This is a genomic window from Blautia sp. SF-50, assembly GCF_900101315.1.
Lineage (GTDB): Bacteria > Bacillota > Clostridia > Lachnospirales > Lachnospiraceae > Blautia_A > Blautia_A fusiformis.
The window spans coordinates 1-23492 of record NZ_FMUW01000001.1; the positions used below are offsets into that span (position 1 = coordinate 1).

The 23492-nt window shown below is 47.5% G+C and carries 16 protein-coding genes and 1 tRNA gene; 2 read left to right on the forward strand and 15 right to left on the reverse strand.

The features are described 5' to 3' along the window. Window positions 1-405: 405 nt before the first annotated feature. Window positions 406-478: transfer RNA gene (locus tag BLP57_RS00010), tRNA-Thr, on the reverse strand. A gap of 125 nt (window positions 479-603) precedes the next feature. Further along, on the reverse strand, window positions 604-2877 hold the full coding sequence (gene glgB / locus BLP57_RS00015; protein WP_092068309.1) for a 1,4-alpha-glucan branching enzyme: 2274 nt from the start codon (window positions 2875-2877) through the stop codon (window positions 604-606). Window positions 2878-3092: 215 nt separating this feature from the next. On the opposite strand from glgB, the gene BLP57_RS00020 reads away from it, so the two are divergent. Next, a complete protein-coding gene (locus tag BLP57_RS00020; RefSeq protein ID WP_022427213.1) occupies window positions 3093-4064 on the forward strand; it encodes a carbohydrate kinase family protein in 972 nt (323 codons plus the stop codon). Window positions 4065-4899: 835 nt separating this feature from the next. On the opposite strand, the gene BLP57_RS00025 is transcribed toward BLP57_RS00020, so the two are convergent. The 10 genes from BLP57_RS00025 to tgt form a co-directional block, all read right to left on the reverse strand. After that, on the reverse strand, window positions 4900-6063 hold the full coding sequence (locus tag BLP57_RS00025) for a phosphoglycerate dehydrogenase (RefSeq protein WP_021651414.1): 1164 nt from the start codon (window positions 6061-6063) through the stop codon (window positions 4900-4902). Then, window positions 6063-7145, reverse strand: a complete 1083-nt coding sequence (gene serC, locus BLP57_RS00030; RefSeq protein ID WP_015527147.1) for a 3-phosphoserine/phosphohydroxythreonine transaminase — start codon at window positions 7143-7145, stop codon at window positions 6063-6065. Before serC ends, BLP57_RS00025 begins: the two co-directional genes overlap by 1 nt. Then, window positions 7138-8820, reverse strand: coding sequence for a biosynthetic-type acetolactate synthase large subunit (gene ilvB / locus BLP57_RS00035; protein WP_092068314.1), 1683 nt, complete (start codon window positions 8818-8820; stop codon window positions 7138-7140). Before ilvB ends, serC begins: the two co-directional genes overlap by 8 nt. A gap of 15 nt (window positions 8821-8835) precedes the next feature. Beyond that, window positions 8836-10509 (reverse strand): dihydroxy-acid dehydratase, encoded by a 1674-nt coding sequence (ilvD, locus tag BLP57_RS00040; RefSeq protein ID WP_092068317.1) that lies wholly within the window; start codon window positions 10507-10509, stop codon window positions 8836-8838. Between the two features lie 119 nt (window positions 10510-10628). Then, window positions 10629-11714 carry a 3-isopropylmalate dehydrogenase gene (gene leuB / locus BLP57_RS00045; RefSeq protein ID WP_092068320.1) on the reverse strand — a complete coding sequence of 362 codons (1086 nt, stop codon included), beginning with the start codon at window positions 11712-11714 and terminating at the stop codon, window positions 10629-10631. A 265-nt stretch (window positions 11715-11979) separates the two neighbouring features. Further along, window positions 11980-12780, reverse strand: a complete 801-nt coding sequence (locus BLP57_RS00050; RefSeq protein WP_092068322.1) for a TPM domain-containing protein — start codon at window positions 12778-12780, stop codon at window positions 11980-11982. 13 nt (window positions 12781-12793) lie between these two features. Next, the gene (locus BLP57_RS00055; protein ID WP_022426084.1) at window positions 12794-13879 is read right to left on the reverse strand and encodes a hypothetical protein; all 1086 of its coding nucleotides are present in this window, start codon (window positions 13877-13879) and stop codon (window positions 12794-12796) included. Window positions 13880-13963: 84 nt separating this feature from the next. Beyond that, window positions 13964-15319: an SPFH domain-containing protein gene (locus BLP57_RS00060; protein ID WP_015527153.1), complete on the reverse strand. Its 1356-nt coding sequence runs from the start codon at window positions 15317-15319 to the stop codon at window positions 13964-13966. A 643-nt stretch (window positions 15320-15962) separates the two neighbouring features. Further along, the gene (yajC, locus tag BLP57_RS00070; protein WP_015527154.1) at window positions 15963-16277 is read right to left on the reverse strand and encodes a preprotein translocase subunit YajC; all 315 of its coding nucleotides are present in this window, start codon (window positions 16275-16277) and stop codon (window positions 15963-15965) included. A gap of 157 nt (window positions 16278-16434) precedes the next feature. Beyond that, on the reverse strand, window positions 16435-17586 hold the full coding sequence (gene tgt, locus BLP57_RS00075) for a tRNA guanosine(34) transglycosylase Tgt (RefSeq protein WP_015527155.1): 1152 nt from the start codon (window positions 17584-17586) through the stop codon (window positions 16435-16437). A 302-nt stretch (window positions 17587-17888) separates the two neighbouring features. Here tgt and BLP57_RS00080 point away from each other — a divergent pair, with 302 nt between their 5' ends. Then, window positions 17889-22130 carry a 2-hydroxyacyl-CoA dehydratase gene (locus tag BLP57_RS00080; RefSeq protein WP_092068328.1) on the forward strand — a complete coding sequence of 1414 codons (4242 nt, stop codon included), beginning with the start codon at window positions 17889-17891 and terminating at the stop codon, window positions 22128-22130. 135 nt (window positions 22131-22265) lie between these two features. Here BLP57_RS00080 and BLP57_RS00085 read toward each other — a convergent pair whose 3' ends face one another. Genes BLP57_RS00085 through BLP57_RS18155 form a run of 3 tightly spaced genes read right to left on the reverse strand, consistent with a single transcriptional unit; the run spans window position 22266 to window position 23314 of the window. Further along, the gene (locus tag BLP57_RS00085) at window positions 22266-22889 is read right to left on the reverse strand and encodes a manganese catalase family protein (protein WP_015527157.1); all 624 of its coding nucleotides are present in this window, start codon (window positions 22887-22889) and stop codon (window positions 22266-22268) included. A gap of 3 nt (window positions 22890-22892) precedes the next feature. Next, a complete protein-coding gene (locus BLP57_RS00090) occupies window positions 22893-23171 on the reverse strand; it encodes a spore coat protein CotJB (RefSeq protein WP_015527158.1) in 279 nt (92 codons plus the stop codon). Then, a complete protein-coding gene (locus BLP57_RS18155) occupies window positions 23171-23314 on the reverse strand; it encodes a spore coat associated protein CotJA (protein ID WP_242872521.1) in 144 nt (47 codons plus the stop codon). The genes BLP57_RS00090 and BLP57_RS18155 overlap by 1 nt, the downstream gene beginning before the upstream one ends. Window positions 23315-23492: the final 178 nt, after the last annotated feature.

The following is a 23492-nucleotide window of genomic DNA, read 5'->3' on the forward strand; positions in this document are numbered from 1 at the left end:
CTGTATTCTTCGATACTTATAGGAATATTCTGTACCAGTCTGACATTTCAGGACAGGACGCCCAGTCCGCTTCCATCCCCCCGCATGTTTTTTCCTGTCGTTTGGAAGCGTCAGCCAGAAGAAGGTGGCATCGGGCCGGGCTGCTGCGGAGGAGGGGTGATTACTACTCGGGCTGCGGGAGACGGCGTTATTGAGGCAGGGTCTGCTGTCTGAGCCGAAGGCGAGTTCTGACCCTGCCGCAATGCTTTTAGCCGTCTCACGGAGCCCTAGTAGTATCCCCCGACGGAGTCCCTGCCCGGAGCGATGCCACCTTCCTCTGGCGTCCCTCGACCACATCCATACACACCAAAAAAAGCCCGGCATCTTCATATTCCAAAGACACCGGACTCCCATCAGTCATATATAAGCTGGAAATGAGACTCGAACTCACGACCCCTTCATTACGAGTGAAGTGCTCTACCGACTGAGCTATTCCAGCTTGTGCTAAATACAACTGATATTATACCGTATTTTACAAAAAATGCAAGCACTTTTTCCTACAATCCACTCAAATCCTTACCCTCCAATCACCCCCAACCATATTCCCATTTAATTCACAAACCATCACTCATCCCCGGAAGCCCCTTTCCTGCGAGAAGCCACCCGTTTCACAACCTTTACCGCATCCTTTACAGCCACAGATTTTTCAACCACCTTCATTTTCGCCTTATCCATACGCTTTCCCCTGCTTTTCCCCACAGTCTTTTTCACATTTCCTTTCTTCACAGAGTTTTTCTTCACATCCCCCTTCTCCGGTGTACACCCAAATACCGCCACACCATAAGCCGGAAGCTTCAGCTTCAAAGAAAACTCCCTGTTATCACACTCCATATGAACAGTAGCTTTCGCCCGTGCGTTCACCACACCCTGTCCGCCAAACTTTTCACTGTCACTGTTGAAAATTTCCTTATATTTCCCCGCAAAAGGCACACCAACCCGGTAACTGTCATAAGATACCGGTGAAAAATTACACACCGCAAGAATCGTTTCTTCCGGCTTTTCCGTCTTACGAAGAAACGCAACCACATTCTCATCATAGCTGGTAAACTGGATCCACTCAAACCCATCCGAATTACCATCCATTGCATACAACGCCGGATGATTCCTGTAAAGTTCATTCAGATCATGCAGATACGCCCTCATTTCCGGCCCCACATCCCCATCCGGCGCTGTCATCTTCACACCCGGATGAAGCATCAGATAGCCATACGCAGCACGCAGCTGAGCATCCTTCTGCCTTGAAGATCCCGGAAGCTTCTCCAGAAACTCTTTTAACGTACCCACATCTCTCTTCCCCAGAGTCAGTACATAATGCTCACTATATGCATACATCATGGAAAGCGTCAGCTGATCATAATAATTTCGTCTGTCCAAAGGCTCTGCTTCCAGGTAAGAAAGAAGATCCTTTGTCCAGCCACCACTCCATTTATAGTCAAACCCCAGATGATCATTCTCCACACTGTCTGTAAGCTGCGGCCATAAACCATCCTCCTGTGCGATCAGAAGAATCCCCGGATACTGCTTCTTCACAATAGAATTCAGATGCTTCAGAAACTCCATTGCCTGAAGGTTCTCATTGGAACTATAAAGATTAGCCGTCCACTGTCCCGCCTCTCTTCCAAAATCCAGATACAGCATCGCATCTACATCATCCATCCGAAATCCGTCCACATGAAATTCATCCAGCCAGAAAAACGCATTAGAAATAAGAAAATCTTTGACCATAGGACTTCCGTAATTATAAAGCATGGTGCCCCACATCGGATGAACGGCCATAGCCGGATCCTGTACTTCATAAAGAGAAGTTCCGTCAAATTTCTCAAGCCCTGCATCAAACCGCGGAAACTGAGCCGGTGTCCAGTCCAGGATCACGCCAATCCCTGCCTGATGAAGATCCTCCACCAGTGTCCGGAAATCTGCCGCAGTCCCAAAACGGGTAGTCACAGCATAATACGCAGACGTAGAATATCCTCCTGAACTTCGGTCAAGATACTCCATCACCGGATGAAATTCTACATGCGTATAACCGGTTTCCTTCAGAAACTCCACCAGTTCACCACTGTTTTTCCACTCTGTTACATCCGTTTCATAAATAGAAACCGGAACTTCACGGCTGGCAAACCTTTCACGTTCCTTCATCCACGCTTCATCCTGCCATAAAAAATCCCCCAGCTCTGTTACAACAGAAATCACAGACGGCGCTCCCTGAGTTCCATTTCCGTAAGGATCAGACTTCCGCTGTACATCGCCGCCTTTGATCTTGATCTCATACTGGTAAGAGTCCCCTGCCTCTACACCTGGAACAAAAATCTCAAAAATTCCGGACATTGGCATCCGATGCATCGGAAGACGCCTTCCATCCCACCTGTCAAAATCACCGACCACACTGACACGGATTGCATTGGGTGCCCAGACAGCAAAATATGTTCCTTCTACCTCGCCACAGGTCCCCGGATGCGCTCCCAGCTTCTCATATGCCTTGTAATAGACACCGGCACAAAAAGCTCGTTCCTCCTCTTCCGTGATCTGGCATGGACATTCATACGCATCGTAAAAAGTCTCTTTCCTGCTTCCTCTTATCACACGGAAACGATATTCCGGAATCCTTTTCAGTGGAAGCATTACAGCATAATAACCAGCCTCATCTTCCAGGATCATCGGATAACTCTTTTCCCCTACAACAACCTCTGCAGCATCCGCTCCCGGAAAAAATCCCTGGATCAGAACGCCATCCTCTGTTACCCTTGGCTGCATCACATCACGAGGTGATGCCTCCTCCCCATAAACGATCGCCTCGATCCGGGGCCAATCCATATATTCATACGCTTTATCAGCCATAATCGTCTCCTCCATCATATTTGTTGTTTTATAGACTAAGTTTACCACCATTTTACAGAAAAATAAAGATAACAGTTCTAATCTTCGCAAAAAGCACCACAAGTAACCGGTAACAGAACAGAAAATAATTCGATTTGGTTCTTCCCAAAATCATGTGTAACGATTATAATATGAAGCAGAATATGAAACAAATAACTTATCAGGAGGAATCATCAATGGAAAACAGACAGTATGATGTAACAGCTCTCGGCGAGCTTCTGATCGACTTCACAGAAAACGGTGACAGTTCCCAAGGAAACCCTACTTTCGAGGCAAACCCGGGCGGAGCTCCCTGTAACGTTCTTGCCATGCTGAACCGTCTTGGCAAAAAAACTGCATTTATCGGAAAGGTCGGAAACGACATGTTCGGCAAGCAGCTGAAGGCTGCCGTAGAAGAATGCGGCATTGATACCAGAAATCTTGTCATGGACGATGAAATTCACACTACCCTTGCTTTTGTACATACTTACCCGGACGGAGACCGTGATTTTTCTTTCTACCGTAATCCAGGTGCAGATATGATGCTGACAAAGGATGAGGTAGATGCCGATCTGATCCGCAATTCCAGGATCTTCCATTTCGGCACGCTTTCTTCCACACATGAGGGTGTCCGTGAAGCAACCCGCTATGCTCTTGACGTGGCAAAAGAAGCCGGATGCATCATCACCTTTGACCCGAACTTACGCCCTCCACTCTGGAAGGATCTGAACGATGCCCGCAAAGAGATCGAATACGGCATGGAACGCTGTGATGTACTGAAGATTTCTGATAATGAAGTGGAATTTCTTTTTGACACAACAGATTATGACAAGGGTGCTGCCCTTATCGAAGAAAAATATCATATCCCGCTTGTGCTGATCACAATGGGAAAAGACGGAAGCCGCGCTTATTATCGCGGACGGAAGGTCGAGGCTGCTCCTTTCCTTCAGGAAAAAACCATTGAAACCACCGGTGCAGGAGACACCTTCTGTGCAAGCACCCTGAATTATGTGCTGGAACACGGTCTTGAGGATCTCACTGACGAAAATCTCGCAGAGCTGCTTACTTTTGCAAATGCAGCAGCTTCTCTCATCACAACAAAGAAGGGAGCACTCCGCGTAATGCCTGAAAGAGATGAAGTTCTTGACTTCATTGCATCCCGCAAGTAGTGTATGTTTTTCTTTTATTGAATTATTTTTTTGTTTATTGGCTTTGAAAAGCTGAGAAAACACCGCAGGGGGAGAAAGCACTCAAAGTTACGAAGCCCGTTTTTCTCCCCCTGCACCCCCTCTTTCCGGGCACGTACCGCGGAAACGGCGCTTCGCGCCTATCCGCCAATTGTTGTGTATTCTTCATATTTTCCCTGTTATATCATATATTTTTATTAATATCTTATCGTATAAAAATTTACAGCCAATATCATTACGCATATTATATTTGCACATTATATTTGTATTTGATATATTTACATTTAATATATTCGCATTTGATATATTTACACTTAATATATTTGCATTTGATATATTTACATTTGATCATTTGATATATTTGCATTTGATCATTTGATATATCTGCATTTGATATATTTCCCCCTCAAATTCACTTCTATATTATTCCAAAAAATCCGCAGATGTGCCCCGCACATCGAGACCTGCCAACGCCCTCCCACCCTCACTCTCGGCTCAACCTTCCACATCCAATACCGTCACATACCTATAACGCCTCAAGACTTTTTCACTCTCAACAACCCCTTCAGGCCGTTCTCCTCCATCGGCTCAACCTTTCGTTCCGAGCACCGTCGCATACAGACACAAGTCAACAAAACTCCCGTCCTCCACAACCAAGCACTCCTAAAAAAAGCCCGAGGGGTGTGCAGAGGGGCCGCGGCTTTGCGGCCCCTTTGCGGTTTTCCTTTTTTCCTCAAAAAAATACTGTGCGCCATTCGCCAAAAAAAGCAAACGCCACACAGTATTTAAAAAAAAGTATTTCTAACCTCTTGTTACTTTACTTAACAACACGCACCCTATACATTCCCTCAATCTCCTTGAGTTCATCTAACGCCTTAGCAGACGCCGCACTCTCAAGATCAATAAGAGTATAAGCAAACTCCCCTTTACTCTTATTCGTCATATCCGCAATATTCAGTCCCTCAGATCCAAGGATCTTGGTAACCTGACTGATCATATTCGGTGTGTTGCTGTGCGCAAGAGAGATTCTTCCGACAGCCACACAGGTACCCATATCACAGTTCGGATAATTAACAGAATTTTTGATATTACCATTCTCAAGGTAATCACGGATCTCTTTTACAGCCATCTCTGCACAGTTCTCTTCAGATTCCTCTGTAGACGCACCAAGATGCGGAGTTACCAGAATACCCTCGCGTCCTGCAACTGTCTCATTTGCAAAGTCAGTTACATACTTCTTAACCTTGCCACTCTCAACAGCCTCGATCAGCGCATCCTCATCAACAAGAAGATCTCTTGCAAAATTCAGAAGAACTACGCCGTCCTTCATCTTATCGAAAGCTTCTTTGTTAATCATCTTCTTAGTGCTGTCAAGAAGCGGCACATGAATGGTGATATAATCGCACTGGCTGTAGATCTCATCCAGGCTCTTGCTGTGCTTGATGGTTCTGGACAGGTTCCATGCCGCATCAATAGAAAGATATGGGTCATAGCCATATACTTCCATGCCAAGACCGCATGCTGCGTTTGCCACCATGGCTCCAATGGCTCCAAGACCGATGATACCAAGCTTTTTGCCGCTGATCTCGCATCCTGCGAACTGTTTTTTCTGCTTCTCGGCAAGCTTGCCGATGTGCTCTTTATCTTTCTCCTGTGCAACCCACTCGATACCTCCTACGATATCTCTGGATGCAAGGAGCATACCTGCAAGTACCAGCTCTTTTACGCCGTTTGCGTTAGCTCCAGGCGTGTTGAATACAACAACCCCCTTCTCTGCATACTCCTTAACCGGAATATTATTGACGCCTGCACCTGCACGTGCAACTGCGCAAACGCTCTTCGGCAGCTCCATGTCGTGCATTTTTGCACTTCTTACAAGGATTGCATCACACTGGTCAGCGGTCTCTGTTTTTTTATAATTATCGCCAAAAAGTTTCAGACCTTTTTCAGCGATAGGATTCAGGCAATGATACTGGAACATTATGCATTCTCCTCCTCGAATTTTTTCATGAATGCAACCAGTGCCTCTACGCCGGCCTTTGGCATGGCATTGTAGATGCTGGCACGCATTCCGCCAACAGTACGGTGTCCTTTCAGGTTTACAAGTCCTGCTTCAGTTGCCTCTTTGACAAACTTGGCATCCATTTCCTTGTCACCGGTTACGAACGGTACATTCATAAGAGATCTGTCTTCCGGAACTACAGTTCCTTTGAACAGCTTGCTGGAATCCAGGTAATCATAAAGGATTTTTGCTTTTTCCTCATTGCGCTGTTTCATCACTTCCAGACCGCCCATCTTCTTCAGCCATTTAAATACTTTTCCGCATACATAGATGCAGTAAGCATTCGGCGTATTGTAAAGAGAGCCTGCGTCTGCATGTGTCTTATAAGTAAGCATGGTTGGGGTTCCCGGAAGAACATCCTCTGTGATCAGGTCCTCACGGATGATCACGATAACCATGCCTGCCGGTCCGATGTTCTTCTGAACACCGCCATAGATAATACCATATTTGCTTACATCCACCGGCTCAGACAGGAAGCAGGAGGATACATCTGCTACCAGAGTCTTACCTTTTGTGTTTGGAAGTTTTTTGAATTTTGTGCCGTAAATGGTGTTGTTCTCACAGATGTATACGTAGTCTGCATCCGGGCTGATCGGCAGATCACTGCAGTCCGGGATATAGCTGAAGGTTTTATCTTCAGAAGAGGCGATCTTGTTTGCTTTTCCGTATTTCTGAGCTTCCTGATAAGCTTTTTTTGCCCACTGTCCTGTTACGATATAATCTGCGACCTTGTTTTTCATAAGGTTCATCGGGATCATGGCAAACTGCTGGGATGCTCCTCCCTGAAGGAAAAGTACCTTGTAGTTATCCGGAATGTTCATAAGCTCGCGAAGATCTTTCTCTGCAGTATCAATGATCTCCTGAAAAGCTGCACTTCTGTGGCTCATTTCCATAACAGACATTCCTGTGCCGTTATAATCCATCATCTCATCCGCTACTTCTTTGAGTACTTCCTCTGGAAGCACTGCCGGTCCGGCAGAAAAATTATACACTCTACTCATGTTTCTTCATATCCTCCTCGTCAAATACATCATCAAGGTTCGCACCAGCCGGTACCATCGGGAACACACTCAGATCCTGATCGATCCAGCAATCCAGAACGACAGGTCCCTCTGCTGCCAGTGCCATCTTAAGTGCAGGCTCCACATCCTCCATCTTTGTCACACGAATGGCTTTTGCACCCAGCGCCTCTGATAATTTCACAAAATCAACGGCGTCATCCAGTACTGTGGAAGAGTACCTCTTTCCATAGAAAAGCGTCTGCCACTGACGCACCATTCCCAGTACATGATTGTTCATAACAATCTGGATCAGCTGTCTGCCACAGCGTGCAGCTGTTGCCAGCTCATTCATATTCATACGGAAGCATCCGTCACCTGCTATATTTACAACTGTTTTTTCCGGTCTGCCCATCTTCGCGCCAATTGCAGCGCCAAGGCCGTAGCCCATGGTTCCAAGTCCGCCGGAAGTAAGAAGAGTTCTCGGCTCTTTGTATTTATAATACTGCGCCGCCCACATCTGATGCTGTCCAACATCTGTGGAGATGATCGCATCACCGTTGGTCAACTCATAAAGCTTCTCTATAATATACGGACCTGTAAGCTGTGTGTGATCATAATTCAGCGGATATTTTGATTTCAATTCCTGGATATGTGCGATCCACTCCGGATGTTCTTTCTTCGGAATTTCCTCCAGAAGGCGTTTCAGCACTTCCTTCACATCACCGATCACACTGGCATCCACTTTGATATTTTTATTGATCTCCGCAGCATCCACATCGATCTGAAGGATTTTTGCATTATGTGCAAAAGTTTTGGTATTTCCTGTTACACGGTCACTGAAGCGTGCACCGAGAACAATAAGAAGATCGCACTCTGTTACGCCAAGATCGGAAGTCTTGGTTCCGTGCATACCTACCATACCTGTATAGAGAGGATCTTCTCCCGGGAAGGTACCCTTGCCCATCAGAGTATCGCAGACGGGAGCCTGGATCCTGCGAGCCAGCTCACGTACTTCCTGGTCAGCACCGGAGATCACACATCCGCCGCCAACAAAAATAAACGGTTTCTCTGCCTCTCTGATCATTTCCAGTGCCTGATCAATATCTTCTTTACGGATACTTTTGATCTCACGGTTAACCATAGCCGGATGGCATGGCTCATATTCATATTTCATTCCTGTGATATCCTTCGGGACATCCACAAGCACCGGGCCGGGTCTTCCGCTTTTTGCAATATAAAATGCTCTTCTTAACGTATCTGCAAGATCTTCGATATTCTTTACGATGAAACTGTATTTTGTTACAGGCATTACGATACCTGCGATATCAACCTCCTGGAAAGAATCTCTTCCCAGGAGTGGTCTTCCTACGTTTGCAGTAATGGCTACCATCGGTACGGAATCCATGTATGCAGTCGCGATCCCTGTTACCAGGTTAGTTGCTCCTGGACCGGAGGTTGCCAGGCAGACACCCACCTTTCCGGTCGCTCTTGCATAACCGTCAGCAGCATGGGATGCACCCTGCTCGTGGGAGGTCAGTACATGTGTGATCTCATCTTTGTATTCATATAAGGCATCGTAAACATTCAGGATCGCGCCGCCCGGATATCCAAATACGGTATCAACGCCCTGTTCCTTCAGACATTCTACGATGATCTCTGCACCTGTAAGCTGCATATCTTTCGTTCCTCCTTATTTTGCTTTCGGTACTTCCAGGATCGCACCACGGTTTCCGGATGTTACCATGGAAGCGTATCTTGCCAGATATCCGGTTGTCACCTTCGGCTCTCTTGGCTGCCATTTTTCTCTTCTAGCCTGCATCTCTTCATCTGAAACCTTGATCTCCAGTTTCAGCTCCGGAATATTGATGCTGATGATATCGCCTTCCTCAACCAGTGCGATCGGGCCGCCTACTGCTGCCTCCGGTGATACGTGTCCGATAGCGGCTCCTCTGGATGCACCGCTGAAACGTCCGTCAGTGATCAGGGCTACGGAAGAACCAAGTCCCATTCCCACGATGGCAGATGTAGGGTTCAGCATCTCTCTCATTCCAGGGCCACCCTTTGGTCCCTCATAGCGGATGACCACAACATCTCCCTCTACGATCTTGCCGCTCTTGATGGCAACAATTGCGTCATCCTCGCTGTCAAATACACGTGCAGGACCTTCATGTACCAGCATCTCCGGTACAACTGCAGAACGTTTTACAACACCACCATCCGGTGCAAGGTTTCCTTTCAGTACGGCAAGTCCGCCTGTCTTTGTATACGGATTGTCGATCGGGCGGATAACCTCCGGATTCAGGTTTACACAGTTTTTGATATTCTCACCTACTGTTTTTCCGGTTACTGTCATACACTCTGTATGAAGAAGTCCCAGCTTGTTCAGCTCATTCATGACCGCATAGACACCACCGGCCTCATTAAGATCTTCCATGTAGGTCGGGCCTGCCGGTGCAAGGTGGCAAAGGTTCGGGGTCTTCTCACTGATCTCATTTGCAAAGCTGATATCAAAATCCATTCCGATCTCATGTGCGATAGCCGGAAGATGAAGCATACTGTTTGTGGAGCATCCAAGTGCCATATCTACTGTAAGTGCATTTAAAACTGCCTCTTTTGTCATAATGTCTCTTGGGCGGATGTTCCTTCTGTACATTTCCATTACCTGCATTCCTGCATGCTTTGCAAGACGGATACGTTCAGAGTATACTGCCGGGATGGTACCGTTTCCTTTCAGTCCCATACCGAGAACCTCTGTCAGGCAGTTCATGCTGTTCGCAGTGTACATACCGGAACATGATCCACAGGTCGGGCAGGTTTTGTTCTCGAATTCTTCCAGATCATCTGCTGTGATGGTTCCTGCTGCATAGGATCCTACTGCCTCAAACATACTGGAAAGACTGGTTTTGTGTCCTTTTACATGGCCGGCAAGCATCGGACCGCCGCTTACGAATACAGTAGGAACGTTGATCCTTGCCGCTGCCATCAGAAGGCCAGGTACGTTTTTGTCACAGTTGGGAACCATGACCAGAGCATCGAACTGATGAGCCAGTGCCATGGCCTCTGTGGAATCTGCGATCAGGTCACGTGTTACAAGGGAATATTTCATTCCAACGTGTCCCATTGCGATTCCGTCACATACTGCGATCGCCGGAAATACAACCGGTGTGCCGCCAGCCATTGCAACGCCGAGCTTTACAGCATTTACAATTTTGTCAAGGTTCATATGTCCCGGTACGATCTCGTTATAAGAGCTTACGATTCCTACCAGTGGTTTGTCCATTTCTTCCTTTGTCATTCCAAGGGCATTGAACAGGGAACGATGTGGTGCCTGCTGTGTGCCTTTTCTTACGGTATCACTTTTCATTTTTAAGGTCTCTCCTTTTTATTCTTTACGATAGGATCCGGTATCTGTTTATAGACTTCCTCTTCCAGGTACCGGTTTTTTCTGTTCTGTTTCGTTTTCTTCTCTCTGTCCCACTTTATTTATGCAATGGCATCTGCGATCAGATTGCCCATCTCTCTGGTTCCGACAAGCTTGCATCCGTCAGACATGATATCTCCTGTTCTGTAACCATCTGTAAGAACCTTCTGTACTGCTGCTTCCACAGCATCTGCTTCTTTATCAAGATCCAGAGAATATCTCAGCATCATAGCAGCGGAAAGAATGGTTGCGATGGGGTTTGCCTTGTTCTGTCCTGCGATATCCGGTGCTGAACCGTGGCTCGGCTCATAGAGACCAAGCTTTGTCTCATTTAAGCTTGCGGAGGAAAGCATTCCAATGGAACCGGTCACCATACTTGCCTCATCAGAGAGGATATCTCCAAACATGTTTTCTGTAAGGATAACATCAAACTGCTTCGGATCACGTACCAGCTGCATTGCACAGTTATCAACCAGCATATGCTCCAGTGTTACATCCGGATAATCCTTTGCCACATCCTCCACTACACTTCTCCAGAGTCTGGAAGAATCAAGAACATTGGCTTTATCTACACTTGTAACCTTATTTCTTCTCTTACGTGCAATCTCAAATGCCTTAATGGCAATACGGCGGATCTCATTCTCATTATAAGAAAGAGTATCTACTGCTGTGCGGACTCCGTTCTCCTCAGTAGTCTTTCTTGCTCCGAAGTAAAGACCTCCTGTAAGCTCTCTTACAATGATCATGTCAAAACCATCTCCGATGATCTCATCACGGAGCGGGCATGCATCACGAAGCTCATTGTAAAGATAAGCCGGACGAAGGTTTGCAAACAGGTTCAACGCCTTACGTATCGCAAGAAGACCTGCCTCCGGGCGTTTGGACGGCTCCAGCTTGTACCACGGGGATGTCTTGGCATCGCCGCCAATGGAACCCATCAGTACTGCATCAGAAGCTTTTGCCTGGGCAATGGCTTCCTCTGTAAGAGGTACTCCGTGAGCATCAATGGATGCCCCTCCTAAAAGAACCTCTGTGTATGAAAATTTATGACTGTATTTCTCACATACTCTGTCTAAAACTTTTTTGGCCTCGGCAACAATCTCCGGACCGATTCCGTCTCCCGGAATCAGGGCAATCTTGTACTCCATTTTATTCACTCCTCCGATTTCCCCTGTGCTGTAAAATTTTAACGCACTGGTGTGGATAATTGTTATTATCATAACGCACTTTTCGACGGATTTCAACCTATTAAATAGATAAAGTTATTTCCGGAATGCAAAAAATAAACGGCAATTCCCTGTTTCTGCCGCCACAGAGACATACTTTCGCACACAGAAAAAAGAAAAACTGCCTACCATTCCGGTACAGCAGTCTTTCTTTTTTTATCATATTCTGTTTTTCCTGATGATCTTCTCAGAATTTCCCGCTGGAACCACCGAAGGTATCACCGGAAGATGAGGTATGGGTGCTGGAACCACCGTTATTATCCTCATTTTTCGGTTTTGCAGATTTTGATACCGTACTGTAGAGGTAAAAATCATTACTTCTGGTCACATTCATACTGCCCTGCCGCACATAAGAAGCCGCCCGATCCTGTTTTCGCACAGTTTTCAGCTTTCTTCTCATATTTCCGGTCACCAGTAATCCTGCCACAAGCCCCACAGCAAGAGCGATCAGCAGGTTTATCCCAACCGCAAAAGGCTCATCCGGAAGGTTTTCCACATCGTATGGCTCTGCCTCATTTGCCTGCGTGATAAAATCATCGCATTCCGTGGCAAACTTATGAAACGCTTCGTTATAATCACCGTCACTTAAATAAGGCTTCACCTGATCCATGATGTAGGACTGTCCGGCATCCGTAAACACTTCTATCGCATATCCGTGTGTTGCAATGGCCCAGTTACGGTCTCCCATATCCAACAGGAATAAAATACCGTCACCATTTTCCCCCTGCCCATATCCATGGTCAATAAAATAATCCTCCGCATACGCCTGGGCTGTTTTTCCCTCAAGACTGTTAACGGTAACGACCACAACATCTACCTGATCCCGCTCACTGATCTCATCCAGAGTACTGCTCAGGCTCTCCTGCTGCTCTGCATCCAGAAGTCCCGCCTGATCATCCAGACGGCTTACGGTGCCTGCCCATACCGGAAAAGCACATGCCAGACACAAAAGGATCGATATCAAAAATACAGATATTCTTTTTTTCATGGCATCCACCTCCCTACAAAGCCCAGATCAGATACAGGATAATATAAGTGATCACACCCACGACCCCCGTTGTTCCCAGGAACCATCGTGCAAAAGCGTTCTTGTCTGTAGGCAGATTTCCCACAAATTTCCCTGTCTGACCATTCATGGCAAATATGTAATTATCCCCCTTCCACTTCGTCTGCAGAATCCATACGGGATATAGCGCATATTTCGTTGTCCCATTATGAAGCCGGATACTGGTATTCTCCGGTACCACACTGGCGTATCCTCTCACCGTATCCCGGAATGCAGCCTCTGTGCTGCGGCGGATACGCTCATTGGCACGTTCCTCACACTCACTGGCTGTCACATCATATTTATCTGCAAAATATCCAGCCAGATACGCAGTCTGAAAATCCACTGCTTCTTTGAAATCAAAAGGCTCTATAGACTCCATCAGATCATTTTCCATGCTGGCAGAGCCATCCACCGGTACATGATCAAAACCAAGAGAACCACTTCTGTGTACTGCATAATAGCTGGTCTCCGTATAATCATAATCACTATCGCTCCAGAACCGGGTCTTTGTTGCACGGTAACGGATATCTGCATCTGCGTCTGTGTCATACAGCCAAAACGGAACGTAGATGCCCTTAACCTCGCTGATATGATTCTCTGACTTAAATGCTTTCGGCAAAAGCCTCTTACCGGTAAGATGCTTTTTCAGCCTCTCCTTTGCCGCTTTCTTGTCCAGCTTAAACGGGATCACATAATCCGGCTTCAGTGCACCGGACAGCTGCCCGGTCATTACCACCGGACTTCCGCAAAACGGGCAGGCCGTTGCTGCCGTGTTGGCATCTCCCACGATCTCACCGCCACAGGACTTGCACACATAGGTACGCAGCCCCTCACTCTCCCCGTCCTGCCACTCACTGCCGGCCTCATCCGACCAGCTCATATCCTCAGGCTGTTCTTCCTCCACAGTCTGAGCATATTCCGATAACGTACCAACATCAAACTCCGTATCACAAAACGGACACTTCATCTTCTGCACAGAACTGTCAAACTCTATGGAGCCACCACAGCACGGACACTTAAACTCCTGCATCTTCGCCATATATTCACCTCACTTCATCATTCTGTATCCAACAACCGACAGGAGTTACCCTGCATTTTGCTCCTGACCATCTCTCTTTCTGATCTATACTGCATCCTCCGGTCCGAACGGATCACCGCACTCCGGGCAGAATTTCGGTGGATTCTCCGGATCTGCCGGTTCCCATCCGCACCTGCTGCAACGATACTGCATCTTTTTCTCCGGCTTCTTCGCTCCGCAGTTCATACAGAACTTTCCTTTATTCACCGTACCGCAGGAACAGGTCCAGCTGTCCTCCACCGGACGCGATGCACCACACTCCGGACAGAATTTCCCCGAAGAAACCGCACCACAGCTGCAGGTCCAGGAACCAGCCGCAGCCCCTGCTCCGTTCCCTGCCGGCGAAACCGGCTGCGCTGCCTGCTGCTGTACACTCTGCTGTTGCGCCTGCTGCTTCTGGCCCATCTCAAACAACTGCTGAGCATTCAGACCACCTGCATTAGCAGCCATACCCATGCCCATAAAGCCAGTCATAGCCCCTGCTGAATTAGAAGCCGCAGCCTTCATAGCATCCGCCTGGGCCCCGGTCAGAGTAGCCGCAGCCATAGCAGGATCACGCATCATAGCCGTACGCTGAGCCTGCTTGATCATCTCGGCATCCTCATCCGGCAATGTCACAGAACCAAGTGCCACACTGACCACCTTAAGCCCACGAAGCTCCTCCCACTTGGCAGAAAGCACCTCATTCATGGCATTCTCCAGCTCCGTATTATGAGTCACGATCTGATTCGGACGCAACTCCAGCTCCGAAAGCCTTCCGAAAGCAGGCTGCAGCGCACTGATAAACTCCGCCTTCAGCTGTCCGTCCAGCTCCTCTCTGGTATACTCCCGCTCCACATTTCCACACACATTCGTATAAAAAAGAAGGGGATCCGCGATCCTGTAGGAATAAACACCATGACACCTCACAGCCACATCCACATCCAGCCCGATCCTAGAATCCACAACCCGGAACGGGATCGGATTAGCAGTACCAAACTTGTTATCCACAAGCTCCTTGGTATTAAAATAATACACCCTCTGATCCTTACCCGTATCACCGCCAAAAGCAAACCTCTTCCCGATCGTATCAAAGGTCTTCCTGATTCCGTCACCCAGACTACCTGAAAAAATACTCGGCTCCGTAGAAGCATCATACGTATACTCTCCCGGATCCGCACAAACCTCAACAACCTTTCCCTGCTCCACGATCATCATACACTGACCATCCGCCACAGCGATCCCGCTGCCGCTGGAAATGATATTATCACTCCCATGTTTATTGGAAGACCTGGAAGAAGACCTCTTCGTCCCCTTCACAACCATCACTTCTTTATCCATAGCCTCACAGTAAAAAAACTCCTTCCACTGATCCGCCAACGTACCACCCGCTGCACCCACAGCCGCTCTGATAAGACCCATAAATCCAACCCCTTTCTGAAAATTCATTCTTATTTACAATTTTACGATATTCCAAAGCTATCGTCACTCTCATTTCTGATAGTAACATCATTATTACACGAATTTTACCAAAAATCCACTTATTTCTATACAATATTACAATTGTCATATTCCCATCACATCCACACTCCCAGCACATCCGCAATCTCAGCACATCCGCAATCCAGGCTGACAGCGCAGCGCCTCAGCCGTCCCCCCAACCAAACACAAACTCAGCCATTGCAGTCGTCCAGCGCAGCGCTGACGACCCACAACCAACCGTCAAACGACACTATTTCTCACCGGAAGCACCAGCCGGGGAAGGGGATGCTGGATGGCTCTGCTTCTGCAGGAGGGGAGCTGATTCTTGGACGGCGGGAATCTGCGTTGTTTTTCAAAAGTCCGCTGTCTGAGCGGCAGCAGGCCGCGAGTTCGGACTTTTGAAAAACGCTTTTAGCAGATTTCCGGCGTCCTAGAAGCCAGCCCCCGACGAAGCCGCAGACCAGCCAGCATCCCCTTCCCCGGCGTCCCTTCATCCCTTCATCCCCCATCCAAACAAAAAAAGACACCACGTCACAAAAAAACGCAGTGCCTCTCTCATATTCAAGTTATTGCGAAAAAAGCATCAAGCAGAAGCCTGATCAGCCTTCTCAACCTCAGCAATCGCCTGCTTCCTCATAGGAATACGGCAATTCTTATTATTACCAAACTCAACAATAACATCTTCCTCAGTCATATCAATAACAACACCATAAAAACCACTGGTAGTAACAACACTGTCACCAACCTCCATGCTGTTCAACATAGTCTGAGTTCTCTTCTGCTCCTTCTTCTGCGGACGGATCATCATAAAATACATAATTCCAAACAGAACTACGATCCAGACAATACCAAGACCCGCGCTAAGTCCGCCAGCTGCCGCTGTAGATGATGCGATCATTTCAAATTCCTCCTGCTAAAAACAAATAATCTGCGGTACCCCCGCCGTTACTGACCTCTAAAAGTGTCACTTCGTACTATCATACACAAAAACCAAAAAACCTTCAAGAGTTTTCTTATAAAATCAAAGTAATTTACACAAATTTTATAAATAAAACTTACCGGTTCCCGTTGATCCTGCCTTCCTCAAAGCCTTCCAGACGCATCTTCTTATAAGCCGCAAAATTCCCTGCATCCAGCGCATCTCTGATCTCTTCCATCATATGATTATAGAAATACAGATTATGCAGAACACAAAGCCTCATGCCAAGCATCTCCTTCGCCTTCAGAAGATGACGGATATACGCTCTGCTGTAATGACGGCAGGTCGGGCACTGGCACTCCTCATCGATCGGTTTGGAATCCAGCTCATACTTTGCATTAAAAAGATTCATCTTGCCATGGTTGGTATACACGTGACCATGACGGCCGTTACGGCTGGGATATACACAATCAAAAAAGTCAATACCACGCTCAACCCCCTCCAGGATATTGGCCGGGGTACCAACCCCCATAAGATACGTCGGCTTGTTCTGCGGCAAATGCGGAACCACCTCATCCAGGATCCTGTACATCTCCTCATGACTTTCACCAACTGCAAGGCCGCCCACTGCATAGCCGTCCAGATCCATCTCCGCGATAGCCTGGGCATGCTCAATACGGATATCTTCATAAACAGCCCCCTGGTTAATGCCAAAAAGAAGCTGGTTCTTGTTAATGGTATCCGGCAGACTGTTCAGACGAGCCATCTCATCCTTGCATCTTTTAAGCCAGCGTGTTGTACGCGCTACCGATTTCTGTACATAATCCCTGTCTGCCACACTGCTTGGGCACTCATCAAAGGCCATTGCAATGGTAGAAGCCAGATTTGACTGGATCTGCATGCTCTGCTCCGGTCCCATAAAAATCTTATGACCATCGATATGAGAGTTAAAATACACGCCCTCTTCCTTGATCTTACGAAGCTTCGCCAGCGAAAACACCTGGAATCCGCCGGAATCGGTAAGGATCGGTCTGTCCCAGTTCATAAATTCATGAAGACCTCCCAGCTGCTTTACCACCTTGTCTCCAGGGCGCACATGAAGATGATAGGTATTGGACAGCTCTACCTGTGTACCGATCTCATGAAGATCCACAGTGGAAACTGCACCTTTAATTGCCGCAATTGTTCCTACATTCATAAAAACAGGAGTCTGGATCGTTCCGTGGACCGTCTTAAACTCGCCCCTTTTCGCTCTTCCTTCTGTTGTGATCAGTTTATATTCTGCCATTTCATTTCCCTTCTAAAAACATTTTAAAGTTGTCTCTGCCCGGCATCTGCGTCGCAGATACAGCCATAACCAGCTGCCGATGCAAATATCTTTCAAAACTTTTAGTCAATATCATAACACATTTTTTTCTTTACGGCTACTGATTGTTAAACTTTTACATTGCCATTTTTTAAACGATATCGTATAATATAGAATATTCGCTTAAAAATCCTTTATAATAAGAAGAAACAACTCCCATCTGACAGAAATGTCAGAGTCGGGCAACCCCTGTATAGATACAACGAGGAGGAAATCAATTTTTTATGAAGAAACACACACTTGGAATTGACATTGGTTCCACCACTGTTAAGATTGCGATCTTAGACGAAAACGATACGCTTGTCTTCTCCGACTATGAGAGACATTTTGCAAATATCCAGGAAACCCTTGCAGATCTTCTTCAGAAAGCTGAGGATCAGCTTGGTGAACTGACACTCTGTCCGGTCATTACAGGTTCCGGCGGACTGACACTTGCCAATCATCTGGAAGTACCTTTTGTACAGGAGGTTATCGCCGTATCCACTTCCCTGCAGAAGCTGGCACCAAAGACGGATGTTGCTATCGAGCTTGGAGGCGAGGATGCCAAGATCATCTATTTCGAAAACGGAAATGTAGAGCAGCGTATGAATGGCATCTGTGCCGGCGGTACCGGTTCCTTCATTGACCAGATGGCATCTCTGCTCCAGACCGATGCACCAGGTCTTAATGAATACGCCAAACATTACAAGGCACTTTATCCCATTGCGGCACGCTGCGGTGTTTTCGCAAAAACAGATATCCAGCCACTGATCAACGACGGAGCAACCAAGGAAGACCTTTCTGCCTCCATTTTCCAGGCAGTTGTCAACCAGACCATTTCTGGTCTTGCCTGCGGTAAACCGATCCGCGGACACGTTGCCTTCCTTGGCGGGCCTCTTCACTTCCTTTCTGAGCTGAAGACTGCTTTTATCCGAACCCTGAAGCTGGATGATGAACATATTATCGCACCAGACAACTCTCATCTGTTCGCAGCCATCGGCTCCGCCCTGAATGCAAAGCAGGATGTTACCGTTTCCCTGACTGAACTGAAGGAACGCATGCGGACCACCATCAAGCTGGATTTTGAGGTAGAACGTATGGAGCCGCTTTTTGCCACAGAGGACGACTACCAGGCTTTCCATGACCGTCAGAGTGCCTACAGGGTAAAAACCGGAGATCTTTCCACCTATAAGGGAAAATGCTTCCTGGGGATCGACGCCGGTTCTACCACAACAAAAACCGCGCTGGTAAGCGAAGACGGAACTCTTCTTTATTCCTTCTACAGCAGTAACAACGGAAACCCGCTGAAAACCACCATCAACTCCATCAAGGAGATTTACAGCCTTCTTCCGGAAGATGCAGAAATTGCTTTTTCCTGCTCCACCGGTTACGGCGAAGCCCTGATCAAAGCGGCACTTCTTCTTGACGAAGGTGAAGTCGAAACCGTTTCCCATTATTACGCAGCTGCTTTCTTTGATCCTGAAGTAGACTGCATTCTGGATATCGGCGGTCAGGATATGAAATGTATCAAGATCCGTAACCAGACTGTTGACAGTGTACAGCTCAACGAAGCATGTTCCTCAGGCTGCGGTTCCTTTATCGAAACCTTTGCAAAATCTCTGAACTACACAGTACAGGACTTTGCAAAAGCAGCTCTTTTTGCAAAACATCCCATTGATCTTGGAACACGCTGTACTGTATTTATGAATTCCAAAGTTAAGCAGGCCCAGAAGGAAGGCGCTGAGGTTTCCGATATCTCCGCTGGTCTTGCCTACTCCGTTATCAAAAACGCCCTCTACAAGGTTATCAAGGTTTCCGATGCTTCCGAGCTTGGCAAGCATATCGTTGTACAGGGTGGTACCTTCTATAATGACGCAGTTCTCCGCAGCTTTGAGAAGATTGCCAACTGCCAGGCCATCCGCCCGGATATCGCCGGGATCATGGGTGCCTTCGGTGCTGCTCTGATCGCAAGGGAGCGCTATCAGGAGGGTGAAAAAACCTCCATGCTTTCCATCGATCAGATCAACAGCCTCCAGTACACCACCTCCATGGCAAACTGCCGCGGATGTACCAACAACTGCCGTCTGACCATCAACAAATTCTCCGGTGGCCGTAAATACATCAGCGGAAACCGCTGTGAGCGCGGACTTGGAAAGGAAAAGAACAAGGATCATATCCCGAACCTTTTCGATTACAAATATAAAAGGATTTTTTCCTATGAACCTCTTTCCGCAGATAAGGCTACCCGTGGACAGGTTGGTATCCCACGTGTTCTGAACATGTTTGAGAATTACCCGTTCTGGTATACCTTCTTCACAGAGCTGAAATACCAGGTGGTGCTTTCTCCTACTTCCACACGTAAGATCTACGAGCTGGGTATCGAATCCATCCCAAGTGAATCCGAATGCTACCCGGCCAAGCTTGCTCACGGACATGTCACATGGCTGATCCGTAACGGTGTGAAGTTTATCTTCTACCCATGCATCCCTTACGAACGCAACGAGTTCCCGGATGCGGTCAACCATTATAACTGCCCGATCGTTACTTCCTATGCGGAAAATATCAAGAACAATGTGGACGAGCTCAGTGATCCATCCATCACCTTCCGCAACCCGTTCCTGGCATTTACTTCCGAGGATATCCTGACAAACCGCCTTGTGGAAGAATTCCAGGATATTCCTGCCGCCGAGGTCAAAGCTGCTGCCCACAAGGCCTGGGAAGAACTTGCAGCCGTACATACGGATATCCAGAAAAAGGGTGAGGAAACCCTGCAGTACCTGAAAGAAACCGGCCGCCGCGGAATCGTTCTTGCAGGCCGTCCATACCATATTGACCCGGAAATCCACCACGGTATCCCGGATATGATCAACAGCTACGGAATCGCCGTATTTACCGAAGACTCCGTTGCACACCTTGGACATCTGGAGCGTCCCATCCGTGTCAACGACCAGTGGATGTATCACTCCCGTCTCTACTCTGCCGCAAATTTTGTAAAAACAAGAGAAGATCTGGATCTGATCCAGCTGAATTCCTTCGGATGCGGACTTGATGCCGTTACCACCGATGAGGTTTATGAGATTCTGGATGGAAGTGACAAGATCTACACCTGCCTGAAGATCGATGAGGTCAACAACCTGGGTGCGGCAAGGATCCGTATCCGTTCCCTGATCGCTGCTATCCGTGCAAAACAGGCACAGAATAAAAAAAGGAACATCAAGCCGGCTTCCATTGAGAAGATATCCTTTACCAAGCAGATGCGTAAGGAGTACACCATTCTCTGCCCGCAGATGTCTCCATTCCACTTCGGAATCTTTGAGGCTGCTTTTAAGGCATCCGGCTATAACCTGGAAGTCCTCCCCAACGACAACAAGCATGCTGTTGATGTGGGCCTTAAATATGTAAACAACGATGCCTGCTATCCGTCCCTGATGGTTGTGGGACAGATCATGGATGCTCTTCTTTCCGGCAAATATGACCTGAACAAAACTGCAGTCATCATGTCTCAGACAGGCGGCGGCTGCCGTGCCTCCAACTATATCGCATTCATCCGCCGTGCTCTGAAAAAAGCCGGCATGGAACAGATTCCGGTTATCTCCCTCAACTTAAGCGGACTGGAGAGCAACCCTGGCTTTAAGCTGACACTGCCGCTGATCAAGCGTATCGTTTACGGTGCCGTATTCGGTGATATCCTGATGAAATGCGTATATCGCATGCGTCCTTACGAGCTGGAAAAGGGTATCGTAAACCGCAAGCACAAAATCTGGGAGCAGCGCGTCATTGCCTTCGTAACAGGCAGCAGCGTCAGCCATGGTACCTTCAAAAAAATGTGCCGTGAGATGGTCCATGATTTTGATACGATCCCGATCTCCGATGAGAAAAAGCCTCGCGTTGGTATCGTAGGTGAGATCCTTGTCAAGTTCCTGCCTGCTGCCAACAACCACCTGGCAGATCTTCTGGAGGCAGAAGGGGCAGAACCGGTTGTTCCGGATCTTATCGACTTTATCTGTTACTGCTTCTACAACCAGAATTTCAAGGTTGAAAAGCTTGGATTCAAGAAATCCAAGGCAACCATCGCAAATCTTGGTCTCAGAGCCATCGACTGGCTGAGAAAAACAGCAAATGAGGCTCTGGAGCAGAGCCGCCACTTTACACCGGCCGCAGATATCCGTGATCTTGCAAAAATGGCTGCGCCCATCGTTTCTGCCGGAAATCAGACCGGTGAAGGATGGTTCCTGACCGGAGAGATGATGGAACTCATCCATGGCGGTGTCCCGAACATCGTCTGCATCCAGCCTTTTGGATGCCTGCCGAACCACATCGTAGGAAAAGGTGTCATCAAGGAAGTTCGCCGTGAGCATCCGGAAGCCAACATTGTTGCCATCGACTACGATCCAGGTGCCAGCGAAGTAAATCAGCTGAACAGGATCAAACTTATGCTTTCCACAGCACAGAAGAATCTGCATAAAGACGATAAAAAAGACGCATAACAAGAAATGTAGGTTACAAACATCTTTTTCCCAAAAAACAAATTCAAAGCTGCACAGCCGCAGGATTCCTGCCGGCTGTGCAGCTCTTTTTATTTCAGATATGATTCCTGTCAGACAGATTTTTTCTCTGATCCATCACTCTTCACAGGAGGCTTTGCACGGAGCATCAAAGCTCGGGTTAAAGGCATAGAAATTTTTGGCATCCAGCTGCTCCTGCACGGATCTCAGTGCTTCACCGAAACGCTGGAAATGGACTACCTCTCTTGCCCGAAGGAAACGGATGGGATCTGCAACCTCCGGGATATTTTTCACCACCCGGAGGATATTATCGTAGGTGGAGCGTGCCTTCTGTTCTGCTGCCAGATCTTCAAACAGATCCGTGATCGGATCACCCTTACTCTGAAATTCGCAGGCATTAAATGGCACTCCACCTGCAGCCTGCGGCCAGATTCCCACCGTGTGGTCAATATAATACGGCCCAAGTCCGCTGTTCTCGATTTCTTCCATAGAAAGATCCTTTGTCAGCTGATGGACAATGGTAGACACGATTTCCAAATGTGCCAATTCTTCTGTTCCCACATCATTGAGCACTGCCGCGACCATCCGGTTCGGTGCGGTAAAACGCTGGGAAAGATACCGCATGGAAGCTCCTATTTCTCCGTCCGGCCCGCCATACTGGCTGGATATAAACTGTGCCAGCTTTGCGTTAGGCGTCTTAATATTTACAGGATACTGGAGTCTTTTTTCATAATTCCACATACCTTATCTGCACCCTCCTTCCTGTTCCCATGGAAACGGCTGTTCCATCCACTGCCATGACTTAAGATTGCTGTCGTTTCCGGTATCAATGGTCAGCGGTCCATAAAATTTTGCATATTTTTCCAGAAGCTCATTTCTTCTTGCTGAAAGCTCACTGTAATATTCAAGAGCTCTTTTTTCTTTTGGATGCGTATCCAGAAAAAGGAGAAGATCGTCAATGGCAAAGCTTACCTGGTCAATAAACTGCAGCAGTTCTTTTTTGGAAGTACAATTTCCATACATCATCGACTTCCTCCTCTCCTGCCGCAGAACGGCTTGCAAAGCTCAGGGAAAATAGTTCCGACCTGAAGAGCTTTTTTCAGCTCAAAGGTAGGCGCAAATTCCTGGTATGGCACATACGCCATTGCAGGAACCTGTTTTGCCATATCAGAAAATGATCGATCCGTCCGGCCTGCCATCCCGCTATTCATCCCACAGGTATACTGATATGGCCGGCAGCCCGAACGATTCATCTGAAATCGGTCCATAATCGAAATCCTTTCATTCATGATCACGCTATATTTTATGACCGTTTTTTAAACTTGTGAAAACAGGAATGTTCAC